The sequence below is a fragment of the Maricaulis maris genome, from assembly GCF_003634045.1.
In the GTDB taxonomy this organism is placed as follows: domain Bacteria; phylum Pseudomonadota; class Alphaproteobacteria; order Caulobacterales; family Maricaulaceae; genus Maricaulis; species Maricaulis maris.
Genome location: NZ_RBIM01000001.1, coordinates 55,549 through 67,913 on the forward strand (window position 1 = coordinate 55,549; position 12,365 = coordinate 67,913).

Here is a 12,365-nt window from a genome sequence, read left to right on the forward strand (position 1 = left end):
GCCGCCAGGTGGTGGTGTTCGCCGGCGTGAAGGCGGATTTATGTCTCGGGTAGATGGCGGACCGTTTGATGGAATCGTGCCGGTCTGGGTCCTGACTTTCGTCAGGATGACGGCTGGCGGTGGCGGCAGGCTGTGACCGATGTCACGCCTTCACAACATTATGGCTCAGCAAACACCGTCATCCTGACGCACGTCAGGACCCAGTGGGGCGGTGGGGCCAGGTGGTGGTGTTCGCCGGCGTGAAGGCGGATTTATGTCTCGGGCAGATGGCGGACCGTTTGATGGAATCGCGCCGGTCTGGGTCCTGACTTTCGTCAGGATGACGGTAGAGGGTCGCGCGCGCACAAAAAAAAGGGCGCCGCAGCGGGCGCCCTTTGATCGTGGCGTCAGACTCGCCTACTCCGCCGCCGTCTCCGCCGGCTTGGCGATGGCCGCGTCCTCACGCCCCTTGCCCCAATAGGAAATGCAGGGGATTTTCGAGTTGTCGCAGCGGTCCGCATATTTGCGGGCGATGTCGGTGACTTCTTCCATCAGCCCGTCGGCGAGCGTGGTCGGGTTCAGGCCCAGCTGGAGGAAGGTGTTGTTCTCGACATGCAGGTCGTTTTCGTCCGCCTCATTGCGCGGATTGGGGACGAGCTGCATCTCGGCGCCGGCCAGGTCGCAGATCATCTTGGCCAGGTCGCGGACCCGGTGGGTCTCGGTCATCTGGTTGAGGATATGGACCTTGTCGCCCGGCTTGGGCGGGTTCTCGACCGCCAGCTGGATGCAGCGCACCGTGTCCTGGATATGGATGAAGGCGCGCGTCTGGCCGCCCGTACCGTGCACGGTCATCGGATAGTTCACCGCCGCCTGCATCAGGAAGCGGTTGAGCACCGTTCCGTAATCGCCGTCATAGTCGAAGCGGTTGATCAGGCGCTCATCGCGCTTGGTCTCTTCGGTCTGGGTGCCCCAGACAATGCCCTGGTGGAGATCGGTGATCTTCACCTTGTCGTTCTTGTTGTAGAAATGGAAGAAGAGCTGATCCTGGGTCTTGGTCATGTGATAGATCGAACCCGGATTGGCCGGATAGAGGATTTCCTGATCCTTCAGGCCCTCATCGGTCTCGATCTTCACCTTCAGATAGCCCTCGGGAATCTTCATCCCGGCCGTGCCATAGCCATAGACGCCCATCGTGCCGAGGTGGACGAGGTGGATGTCGCGGCCGGTCTCGACGATCGCAGCGAGTACGTCATTGGTGGCGTTGAGATTATTGTCGACCGTATAGCGCTTGTGGCGGGCCGATTTCATCGAATAGGGGGCCGCCCGCTGTTCCGCGAAATGGATGATCGTGTCGGGCTGTTCGGCCTCGATCAGATCGACGAGTTCCTGATAGTCCTTGCCGACATTCATGTTCACGAAGCCGATGTCGCGCCCCGACACCTCTTTCCACGCGGCCAGGCGTTCCGACATCGGACGGATCGGTGTCAGGCTTTCGACTTCCAGCTCGATATCGATCTTGCGGCGCGAGAGATTGTCGACGATGACGACGTCATGGCCGAGATTGGAAAGGTGGAGTGCGGTCGGCCATCCGCAGAAGCCGTCTCCGCCCAGAACGATTACTTTCATGCGACGTCTGCCCTTGACGTTAAATCCCTAGGTTTTTTGTTCTCGCAGTGAGGGGCTGGCATGGCAAGGGGTGGTCTGCTGTCCAGCTGATCGCGTCATGCGGGCAAGCTTGGCTCGACCGGCGCGAGCTGCTTGGTGCAAGCGGTAGCGTTATCATCAATGGTTGGTGCGAGAATGCGGCATTTTCGGCATGATGCTTGCGTGTTGACTTAAAAAAGCGATGAAATGGGCGGCGCAGTCGTGATTTGTAAAAAATTCCGTCCCTTGCTGTTTTGCGGCACCGCATCGGTGGACTAGGGCCTCAAAGGCCGCTAAATCCGCGCCAACTTCTTCCGGACGAGCCCTGCGTCCGGTCGATCTGACAAGGAGAGATGAGCATGGCCCTTCGGGTTGCGATTACCGGTTTTGGTCGTATTGGCCGTCTGGCGTTGCGCGCGGTTCTGGAGAACAAGCGCTGGGACGAGGTCGAGATTGTCGCGATCAATGACAGTTCCACCCCCGAAACCAATGCCCACCTCCTGACCTATGACAGTGTCCACGGCCGCTATCCCGGCGAGATCAAGGTCGGTGATGACTGGATCGATGCCGGTTTCGGCAAGATCCAGAAAGTCTCCAACCGCAATCCGGCCGAGCTGCCCTGGGGTGATATGGGCGTCGATATCGTCATGGAATGCACCGGGGCCTTCAACTCGAAAGAGGCCGCGATGGCCCATATCGAGGCAGGCGCCAAACGCGTCCTGTGCTCGGCTCCGGCCAAGAATGCCGACAAGACCATCGTCTATGGCGTCAATCACGACCAGCTGACCGCCGACGACATCATCGTCTCCAACGCCTCATGCACGACCAATGGCCTGGCCCCGGTCGCCAAGGTGCTAAATGACGCCGTCGGCATCGAGCGTGGCCACATGACCACCATCCACGCCTATACCGGCGACCAGCCGACGCTGGACCGCAATCACAAGGATTTGCACCGCGCCCGCGCCGCCGCCATGTCGATGGTCCCGACCTCGACCGGGGCCGCCAAGGCTGTCGGCCTGGTCCTGCCGGAACTGGTCGGCAAGCTCGATGGCGCCGCCGTGCGCGTGCCGACCCCGAATGTGTCGCTGATCGATCTCGTCTTCACGCCGGGCCGCGCCACGACAGCGCAAGAGCTGGCTGAAGCCGTCAAGGCCGCCGCTGACGGTCCGATGAAGGGCGTGCTGGGTTATGACAGCCTGCCGCTGGTCTCGATCGATTATAATCACGACAGCCGTTCCTCGATCGTGGCCCTCGACAAGATCAAGGTCATCGACGAGCGCCTGGCCCGGGTCATGACCTGGTATGACAATGAGTGGGGCTTTGCTTGCCGCATGGTCGACACCACCGTCGCCATGGGCAAATTCCTGTAGTTCGAGCGCCAAGAGGCTCCGTCATGACCACGATCCGCCGCATCCAGGATGCCGATGTCCAGGGCAAGCGCGTGCTTGTCCGGGTTGATTTCAACGTGCCGATGAAGGACGGGCAGGTCAGTGACGCGACGCGTCTGGAATCGGCCCTGCCGACGATTGACCATCTTGTCGAGCGCGGCGCGAAAGTGATCCTGATGGCCCATTTCGGTCGTCCCAAGGGACAGCGCGTTGCGGAGATGTCGCTGGAGCCGGTCTGCCAGCCGCTGGCGGATCTGATGGGTGTCGAGCTCAGCTTTGTGGACGATGTCGCGGGTGACGATGCCGCCGCGGCTGTCGCCGGCCTGTCCGATGGCGATGTCCTGTTGTTGCAGAATACGCGCTATGAGCCGGGCGAAGAGAAAAATGAGGCCGGTTTTGCCAAGGCGCTTGCCGCACTCGGTGACATTTACGTCAATGACGCCTTCTCCGCCGCGCACCGCGCCCATGCGTCGACAGAAGGCGTAACCCATCACCTGCCGTCCTATGCCGGTCTGGCCCTGCAGCGTGAGATCGACCATCTGGTCGCGGCGCTGGAAAGCCCGAAACGTCCGGTCATCGCCCTGGTGGGCGGCGCCAAGGTCTCGACCAAGATCGACCTGCTGCAAAACCTGGTGAAGAAGGTCGACACGCTCTTCGTCGGTGGTGGGATGGCCAACACCCTGCTGCACGCTCAGGGCATCAAGATCGGTGCCAGCCTGTGCGAGAAGGACCTCGTCGACACCGCCCGCGCCATCCTGGCGGCGGCCGAGGAAAGCGGCTGCAAGCTGATGCTGCCGAGCGATGTGGTGCTGGCAAAGGAATTCAAACCCAATCCGGAGACCCGCTTGGCCGCCGTCACCGATGTTGCTGACGACGAGATGATCCTCGATTGCGGTCCGGCCACCGTGGTCGCGCTCGGCCAGGCGATCGACAAGTCGGCAACGCTGATCTGGAACGGACCACTCGGCGCCTTCGAGACGCCGCCTTTTGATACCGCGACGGTCGAGGCAGCCCGCCACGCCGCCCGCGCCGCCGTCGAAGGCGAGCTGATTGCCGTGGCCGGCGGTGGCGACACGGTCGCCGCCATGAACCAGGCTGGTGTCGCCGGTGATTTCACCTTCATCTCGACCGCCGGGGGTGCTTTCCTGGAGTGGATGGAAGGCAAGACGCTGCCGGGTGTGGCCGCCGTCATGGGGACGCCAGAACTGGTCGCGTGACGCGGCGGGATGACTTGCCGCATATCGGATGGTATCGGTAACATGAAAAGTCGGGCGCGGCGCGAAAATCCGCGCCTGACCGGTGGGAATTCACGCCGTCCCGCGCTAAAAGGGCGGCGTTGGAACGGGCAGGCGGGCGCCTGCCGCAATATGCTTGAACAGCTGGGGGTATCCTGATGGATCTCGATCAACTCAACGAAATCGCCTGCGCCATGGTGGCCCCGGGCAAGGGTATTCTGGCCGCTGACGAGTCGACCGGCACGATCGGCAAGCGCTTTGCCTCGATCGGTCTGGACAACACGCCGGACAATCGCCGCGACTGGCGTGACATGCTGTTCCGCACCGAGCCGGCCATGAGCAAGCACATTTCCGGCGTCATCCTCTATGATGAAACCATCCGCCAGAGCGCCAAGGACGGCACCGCTCTGACCAAGCTGATCACCGATGCCGGCTCGATCCCGGGCATCAAGGTCGATATGGGTGCCAAGCCGCTGGCCGGTGCCGAGGGCGAAACCATCACCGAGGGCCTCGACGGTCTGCGCGATCGCCTGGCTGATTATTACGAGCTGGGCGCCCGCTTCGCCAAATGGCGCGCCGTGGTCAATATCGGCGGTGGCAGCGATGACAGCGTGCCGAGCCAGTATTGCATCAACACCAACATGCACGCCCTGGCCCGCTATGCCGCCCTGTGCCAGGAAGCCAATATCGTCCCGATCGTCGAGCCGGAAGTCATCATGGATGGCGATCACTCGATCGAGCGCTGCTATGAAGTCACCGAGTTTGCGCTGAAGACGCTTTACCGCGAGCTGTTCGATCAGGGCGTCGTGCTGGAAGGCACGATCCTGAAGCCGAACATGGTCATCTCCGGTACCACCAATGATGATCGCGCCAGCCGCGAGGAAGTCGCCGACATGACGGTCCAGTGCCTGGCCAATTGCGTGCCGGCGGCGGTGCCCGGCATCGCCTTCCTGTCCGGCGGTCAGTCCGACGAGGAAGCCACCGATCATCTCTCGATCATGAATGAGGCCTATGACCTGCCCTGGCCGATGACCTTCTCCTACGGCCGCGCCCTGCAGGCCGCCCCGCTGAAAGCCTGGGCCGGCAAGGCGGAAAATTACGCGGCTGCCCAGGCCGCCTTCAACCATCGCGCCCGCATGAACGGCCTCGCCTCGCTGGGCGAGTACAAGCCGGAGATGGAAAAAGAGACGGCTTAGGTCACGACCTCCCAGACCGACGCACAACAAAAAACCCCCGGCCGTCTGGCTGGGGGTTTTCCGTTCCGGATATCCGGTTGGCTTAGCCGCCGAGCTCGGAGATGTGGAGCGTCGAGGAAGCGAGGTCGGAATTGGTGCCGTAGGTGCCGATCCAGATGTCGTACTGGCCGGACATCGGGCTGCCCCAGGCGAGCGACGGGTTCAGGCCGTTGCTGTCGTCATTGCAATACCAGGAACCGTCCGGTGCGTTGACCACGAGCGTGGTGTCGGCGTTGGAATAGGCGCTGATGTAGAGCGGCAGCGAGCCGGCATTGAAGTTCAGGCGGAAGTCCGGAGCGTTGGCGATCATGCCGGCGCAGGAGGAGGACAGGTTGGACGCCTGGATGGTGCCGCCCGCGGTGATCGACGTGGTGTACGGATCCGGGGTGAAGCCCGAGTTCAACGACACCGAGCCGAAGGTCGGCGGCTGCGACCAGTCCTGGGCAGCGGCCAGGCCGGCGAAGGACGCGGCAGCGATGCCGGCGGCGAGAATGGTTTTGAAAGACATGTGAAAAATCCCCTTTTTAAGACACGCAGACATCACGCCTACCCGTGTTGCGCGTCACCCTTGTATAAACTGGATGAAAGGAAGATGAATGACCCGATTGGGTGATGTTCATCTCCGATTGTCGCGGCGCCATTGTGCCGGTCGCGCAGGCCTGCCAAAAGGCGTCGCATGAGCGAACTTTACCTGATCACCCCGCCGCGCATTGATGCGCACTTCCTTGCAAGGCTGGAAACCGCCCTGGATGCCGGTCCGGTGTCGGCCCTGCAGATACGTCTCAAGGATCATGACGAGGCGGATATCCGCCGTCTCGCGCCGGATCTCATTCGGGCGGCCCAGACGCGCGGCGTTGCTGCCATCCTCAATGACAGTCCCGAACTGGCCGACCAACTCGGCTGCGACGGTGTCCATATCGGTCAGTCCGATGGCCGGGTGAAGGATGCGCGCGCGATCATGGGCAAGGAGCGGAGCGTGGGCGTGACCTGCCATGCCAGCCGTCACCTGGCGATGGTCGCGGGTGAGGCAGGGGCGGATTATGTCGCGTTCGGTGCCTTTTATCCGACCGCGACCAAGGCAACCGACCATGTCGCGACGCCGGACATCCTGACCTGGTGGGTGGAATTGTTTGAGCTGCCCTGTGTCGCCATTGGCGGCATCACCGCCGACAACGCCGCGCCGCTGATAGCGGCCGGCGCCGACTTCCTCGCCGTCTCGGCCGGCATCTGGGCGCACCCGGACGGGCCGGCGGCGGCCGTCAGGGCCTTTGCGGCGCTGACCGGCGAGGCCTGACGGGATGATCGCGGCCGGCCGCCGGATTACATTTCACCCAGCAAACGCAGTGCAGGCTTGACGGTGCCGCAATCGACGCGCTCTAGAAGGGGCATGATCGCTTCCAACCACACCGCCCTTCTTGCCGCGCTCACCATCAGCGCCTCCCTGTTGCTTGCCGCCGTGCCAGCCCACGCCCAGGACGTGGTCGCGCCGGAGCCGGTGCTTACCGAAGACGCGCCGACCGAAGACACGTCGCCCGCGATGGTCTTCCCGCGCGAACTCATCCTGTTGCCCGAAGACGTCCAGAGTGCTGCGGTCGAGGGGCTGGAAGCGGACAACGCTGAAATTCCTTCCGGAATGGGCGGCGCCGAGGCGGCTTGGTATCGGGCCCAGATTGCCTATCTCGGTGAAGACTGGGCCTCGGCCCGCAATTATGCCGCGACCGCGGCTGCCGGCGGCATTGTCGATGCCGCGCTTCTTTCGGGCATCATGACGCGCAATGGCGAGGGTGGCCCGGTTGATCTGACGGCGGCCGCGCGCTGGTTCACACGTGCCGCGGACCGCGACGATCCGGTCGCGCTCTATAATCTCGGGCAACTGGCGGCGCTCGGGGATGAGTCGCTGGCGCTTGGTCAGCCTGAGCCCTGGTTCGAGCGCGCCGCCCGGGCCGGTCATATCCCGGCCATGGTTGCGCATGCGGTGACGCTGAAAAACTCGCCCGTGCCCCAGGACGCCATCGCCGCCCGCGAGTGGGCTGGCCGCGCCGCCCAGCAGGGCTCGGCGGAAGGCATGTACCAGCTCGCCCAATTGCTCGACGAGGGTTTGGGCGGTGCGCGTGACGCGGCGGGCGCCCGGGTCTGGTATGAACGTGCCGCCAATCAGCGCCACGCCGAAGCCGCCTTCCAGGCTGGCATGATGTGGGTCGACGGCGAGGGCGGGGCGCAGGATGATGTGACCGGCCGGAACTGGATGCGCATCGCCGCCGAAAGTGGTTACGCGCCAGCCCAGGGCCAATACGGTCTGATGATGTATCAGGGTCGCGGCGGCGATACGGATCCGGAATTGGCCGCCTACTGGTTTTCGCGCGGCGCCCGTGGCGGTGATGCCGAGAGCCAATTCCTCTACGCATTCGTGTTGGCGCGCGGCGAGGGCGTGTCACAGGATCTTGAGCTGGCCTATCGCTGGTCCTTGCTGGCGGCGACTGATCATCTCGGCGCGCCGGTGCATGATCGTGACCGCGACCGGCTCGAGGCCGGGCTGGCAAGCGCCCTGCCACCGGATGTCCGCCAGCGGATACGGGCTGAATTCGACGCGCTGCGCTGACGGTTTGGCGCGCCCCGGCGTCGGGCCGGTGCCGCGCGGCTTGCCGTTCCGCATGCCCGCTGATAGGAGAGCGCCACTTTGCGGCGCGCGCGCGCCGACGCGAAATATGGGCCGCATTGGCGCGGCAACAGGTGAGTTATGAAAATCAACGGTAACGAAATCCGCCCCGGCAATGTCCTGATGCACCAGGATACGCTGTGGGTCGCGGTCAAGACGGATCACGTCAAGCCGGGCAAGGGCGGCGCTTTCGCCCAGGTCGAGCTGAAAAACCTCCTCGACGGTCGCAAGCTCAACGAACGCTTCCGCGCCGCCGACAAGGTCGAGCGCGTGCGCCTTGAGCAGAAGGATCACACCTTCCTGTTCGCCAGCGATGACATGCTGACCTTCATGGATGCCGAAAGCTATGAGCAGATTGAGCTGCAGGCCGATTTCGTCGGCGAGGAACGTGCGGCCTATCTGACCGATGGCATGAATGTCGTTGTCGAGTTCCACGAGGAACGGCCGATCGGCATTTCCCTGCCACAGCACGTGACCCTGGAAGTGGCCGATACCGAGCCGGTGGTGAAGGGCCAGACTGCCGCCAATTCCTACAAGCCGGCCATCCTATCCAATGGCGTGCGCTCCTCGGTTCCGCCCTTCGTTGGCGTTGGCGAGCGCATCATCGTCGCCACCGAAGACGGCAGCTATGTGAAGCGGGCGGACTGATATCATGGGTACGCTGTCTCCGCTCCTCACTGTCATGACCGATGTCGCCGCCCGCGCCGGCCGTTCGCTCAATCGCGATTTTCGCGACATCGAGCACCTGCAGGTCTCGCGCAAGGGTCCGGCCGATTTCGTCTCGGTCGCCGATCACAAGGCCGAGGACATCATCTATGACCGTCTGAGCCAGGCCCGTCCGGGTTATGGCTTCCTGATGGAGGAACGCGGGATTGTTGAAGGCAGCGACAAGTCGCACCGCTGGATCGTCGATCCGCTCGACGGCACGCTGAACTTCCTGCACGGCATGCCGCACTTTTCGGTCTCGATCGCGCTCGAGCGCGAGGGCGAGCTGGTTGCTGGTGTGGTCTACAATCCGGCCACCGACGAGATGTTCCACGCTGAAAAGGGCCGCGGTGCCTGGTTGGCCGACCGCCGTCTGCGGGTTGCCGAGCGCAAGCATTTCGACGAAGCCGTCATCGCCACCGGCACGCCCTATATCGGCAAGCCGGGCCAGGCACGTTTCCTCAAGGAACTCCACCAGATCATGCCGCATTGCGCCGGCATTCGCCGCATGGGTTCTGCCGCCCTCGACCTCGCCTGGGTCGCTGCCGGTCGCTATGACGGCTTCTGGGAGCGCGGCCTGAAATCCTGGGACATCGCCGCCGGCATCATCCTGGTCCGCGAAGCCGGTGGTTTCGTCGCCGAAGCCGATGGTGCGGAAAACCTGCTGGAAACCGGTAATATCGCTGCCGGCAACGAGCCCATGCTGGCCGAGGTGGTCGAGCGTCTGAAGAAGGCCGCCGCCTAGCCAGCCGGACCCATTTTCGAAGCGGCGTCCCGCTTGGGGCATCTTTTCGGGAGAATATGGCCTAGCCTGCAATCATGACGTGCCGTTTCGGGCGTCGGCAAGGCAGGGGGGCTCGCTATGGGCCGGGCTATCGGGTTTGTATTCGGCATTGCCGTCTACGCATTCTTCTTCGTTGTATTCCTCTATTCGATCGGGTTTGTCGGCAATCTTCTCGTGCCGAAAACCATCGATTCCGGTGTGGCCGGGCCGGTCGTGACGGCCATTATCGTCAATCTGGCATTGTTGAGCCTGTTCGCCGTGCAGCACAGCGTCATGGCGCGTCCGGCCTTCAAGGCGGCCTGGACCCGACTTGTGCCGACCTATCTGGAACGCACGATTTACGTGCTGCTGTCCTCGATCGCTCTCGCCTTGATCTATGCCTTCTGGCAGCCGATTCCGGGCCTGGTCTGGTCGGTGCCCGAGGGGCTGGCGACCTATGCGGTGCAGGCCCTGTTCTGGTCCGGCTGGCTGATCGTGCTGATCTCGACCTTCCTGATCAGCCATTTCGACCTGTTCGGCCTGAGCCAGATCTACGCCAATCTGCGGCGGCGCCCCTTCAAGGGCGCCCCCTTCCGCAAACACCTGTTCTACCGTCTGGTGCGGCATCCGATGATGACCGGTTTCATGATCGCCTTCTGGGCGGCGCCGGTGATGACGCTGGGCCATCTCCTCTTCGCGGTCGTCACGACGGCCTACATGATCATCGCGGTCTATCGTTTTGAGGAAAAGGATCTGATCGCCGAAATTGGTGATGACTATCTGGATTATCGCAAGGAAGCCGGTGCCTTTCTCCCCAAGATTGGGCGAAAGGATTCCCTGGCCCAGCCTGGGGAGTAGGCGCTTGGCGCCGGCCAGATCCTGGCCGGCGCCAAGCCGTCTAGGCCGCCAGACGCTCGATCGCTTCACCGGCCGCAGCAAGCTTTTCGTCGGCGCCCTGGCCGAGCTGGTCGGCGGCGATGATTTCGACATCGTGGATGCCGATGAAGCCGAGTACGTGTTTCATGTAGTTGGTGGCGAAATCGATCTCGCTGCCGACCCGGGTACCGCCGGAGGCGACGACCAGGATGGCGCGCTTGCCCGTCAGCAGGCCGACCGGACCGGTCTCGGTGTATTTGAAGGTGACGCGGGCGCGGGCGATGAGGTCGATCCAGGCCTTCAGCGCGGCAGGAATTCCGAAATTATAGACCGGCGTGGCGATGACCAGCGTGTCGGCGGCCTGAAGTTCGGCGACCAGTGCATCGGAGCGGGCGAGCACGGCCTTCTGGGCGTCGCTGCGAGCGTCCGCATCCGTGAAATTGGCACCGATCCAAGCCTCGTCGATATAGGCTGGCGGATTATCGGCCAAGTCGCGGCGGGTGATGCGGACCGCAGTGTCGCCAGAGGACAGGCGATCGACCAGCGTCTCGGTAAGCTGGCGCGTTACCGAGCCGTCATGGCGCATGCTGGCATCAACGCGAAGGATGTGGCGGGTGGCTGGATTGGTCATGGCAAACTCCATCAGCAGGCAGTGGCAACGGGCGGTGGGCGTGTGGCCCTGAATTCGATGCTCGGAAGATGGCTATCGCTCCACCCGCGAAAAACCACCGATCTGGCGACTTATTGTTTCCGCTTTGGACATAAACCCGCCATGCCAGTGGTTATGAAATAGCGGCATCCGCGATTAGTTCGCACCAGCCCTTTGACCTCGCCTCCAAATTGTCCCAATCCGGGGGGTAGGAAAGACGGCGGCTTTTACGAGGGGTCAGCATGCCCGTTCTCAATTCCGATCAGGATATGTCCCAGGCACCCAGCGTCCGGTTCACCGGGCCGTGGCGTTACATCATCTGGATGGCACTGTTCACGGCCGTGGTTGCGGCGCTTGGCATCTTCCTGATCGAACCACTGGAAGAGGCCTTCCGGGCCAATCCGGCGATCAATGGTCTCATTCTGGGCGTGCTGGTGATCGGTGTGCTCTACACCTTTGCCCAGGCGCTGGGCATCGGTCCGGCGGCGCGCTGGTTGATCCGCTTCCGCTCGGCAGAAGATCCGGCCAGCTTGCCCAGCCCGCCGGCCCTGATCGCGCCGATGGCCTCGATGATCTCGCAGGCCGATGGCCGTGTCTCGCTGTCGGCGGGCTCGGTGCGCACCGTGCTCGACTCGGTTGGCGCGCGGATGTCGGAAGCCGGCGCCTTCACTCGCTATTTTGGCCGTCTTCTGATCTTTCTCGGCTTGCTCGGCACTTTTTGGGGACTGCTATCGGTTGTTTCAGATGTCGGTGAGGCGGTCCGTGCCGTCACCGAAAGCTCGACCGGTGGTGAAGCCGATGTGATGCGGCTGATGTCGGCGATCGAGGACCCGATCCAGGGCATGGGCACTGCCTTTGCCTCCTCGCTCTTCGGTCTGGCCGGCTCGCTGGTCATCGGCTTCCTCGACCTGCAGGCCAGCCGCGCCCAGAACCGGTTCTACAACGAGATCGAGGAATGGCTGTCGTCGATTTCGCGGCTTGCCGCCGCCGGCCCGGCAACGGGTGATGATGGCGAGGTCTCGTCCGCCTATGTCGGCGCCCTGCTGCAACAGACCGCCGAGACGCTCGACCGTCTGTCCCACACGCTGGAGCGCAATGCCCGCCAGATGGACACCACGCTGCAGCGTTTTGCTGAGGACAGCCGGGCCAGCCAGGAAGAGTCGATGCGCGCCCTGCGTGACGAGATCCGGGTGCTGATCCGGGCCCTGCAATCGCGGGAGCGGGGAGGGGAATAG

Annotated in this window: 12 protein-coding genes; 9 read left to right on the forward strand and 3 right to left on the reverse strand. The window is 63.3% G+C overall.

The annotated features are described in order from the left end of the window. Positions 1–396: 396 nt before the first annotated feature. Positions 397–1,605: an NAD-dependent epimerase/dehydratase family protein gene (locus tag C7435_RS00310; protein ID WP_075188509.1), complete on the reverse strand. Its 1,209-nt coding sequence runs from the start codon at positions 1,603–1,605 to the stop codon at positions 397–399. Between the two features lie 377 nt (positions 1,606–1,982). Between C7435_RS00310 and gap the strand changes: the two genes are divergently transcribed. The 3 genes from gap to C7435_RS00325 all read left to right on the forward strand — a co-directional run bounded on the left by gap (position 1,983) and on the right by C7435_RS00325 (position 5,442). Beyond that, a complete protein-coding gene (gene gap, locus C7435_RS00315) occupies positions 1,983–2,993 on the forward strand; it encodes a type I glyceraldehyde-3-phosphate dehydrogenase (protein WP_121209600.1) in 1,011 nt (336 codons plus the stop codon). Between the two features lie 23 nt (positions 2,994–3,016). Continuing rightward, positions 3,017–4,228 (forward strand): phosphoglycerate kinase, encoded by a 1,212-nt coding sequence (locus C7435_RS00320; protein WP_121209601.1) that lies wholly within the window; start codon positions 3,017–3,019, stop codon positions 4,226–4,228. A 176-nt stretch (positions 4,229–4,404) separates the two neighbouring features. Next, on the forward strand, positions 4,405–5,442 hold the full coding sequence (locus tag C7435_RS00325) for a class I fructose-bisphosphate aldolase (protein ID WP_075188512.1): 1,038 nt from the start codon (positions 4,405–4,407) through the stop codon (positions 5,440–5,442). 82 nt (positions 5,443–5,524) lie between these two features. Here the strand turns inward: C7435_RS00325 and C7435_RS00330 are convergent, their stop codons facing one another. Next, positions 5,525–5,989: a peptidase S1 gene (locus tag C7435_RS00330; RefSeq protein WP_075188513.1), complete on the reverse strand. Its 465-nt coding sequence runs from the start codon at positions 5,987–5,989 to the stop codon at positions 5,525–5,527. A 168-nt stretch (positions 5,990–6,157) separates the two neighbouring features. Here C7435_RS00330 and thiE point away from each other — a divergent pair, with 168 nt between their 5' ends. The 5 genes from thiE to mddA all read left to right on the forward strand — a co-directional run bounded on the left by thiE (position 6,158) and on the right by mddA (position 10,463). Then, on the forward strand, positions 6,158–6,775 hold the full coding sequence (thiE, locus tag C7435_RS00335) for a thiamine phosphate synthase (protein ID WP_121209602.1): 618 nt from the start codon (positions 6,158–6,160) through the stop codon (positions 6,773–6,775). 93 nt (positions 6,776–6,868) lie between these two features. After that, positions 6,869–8,080, forward strand: a complete 1,212-nt coding sequence (locus C7435_RS00340) for a tetratricopeptide repeat protein (protein WP_121209603.1) — start codon at positions 6,869–6,871, stop codon at positions 8,078–8,080. A gap of 138 nt (positions 8,081–8,218) precedes the next feature. Beyond that, a complete protein-coding gene (gene efp, locus C7435_RS00345; protein ID WP_075188516.1) occupies positions 8,219–8,785 on the forward strand; it encodes an elongation factor P in 567 nt (188 codons plus the stop codon). A gap of 4 nt (positions 8,786–8,789) precedes the next feature. After that, on the forward strand, positions 8,790–9,587 hold the full coding sequence (locus C7435_RS00350; RefSeq protein WP_075188517.1) for an inositol monophosphatase family protein: 798 nt from the start codon (positions 8,790–8,792) through the stop codon (positions 9,585–9,587). A 117-nt stretch (positions 9,588–9,704) separates the two neighbouring features. After that, positions 9,705–10,463 (forward strand): methanethiol S-methyltransferase, encoded by a 759-nt coding sequence (gene mddA, locus C7435_RS00355; RefSeq protein ID WP_075188518.1) that lies wholly within the window; start codon positions 9,705–9,707, stop codon positions 10,461–10,463. Positions 10,464–10,503: 40 nt separating this feature from the next. Here the strand turns inward: mddA and C7435_RS00360 are convergent, their stop codons facing one another. Then, a complete protein-coding gene (locus C7435_RS00360) occupies positions 10,504–11,112 on the reverse strand; it encodes an FMN-dependent NADH-azoreductase (protein ID WP_121209979.1) in 609 nt (202 codons plus the stop codon). A 260-nt stretch (positions 11,113–11,372) separates the two neighbouring features. Here C7435_RS00360 and C7435_RS00365 point away from each other — a divergent pair, with 260 nt between their 5' ends. After that, positions 11,373–12,365, forward strand: coding sequence for a hypothetical protein (locus C7435_RS00365; RefSeq protein WP_075188519.1), 993 nt, complete (start codon positions 11,373–11,375; stop codon positions 12,363–12,365).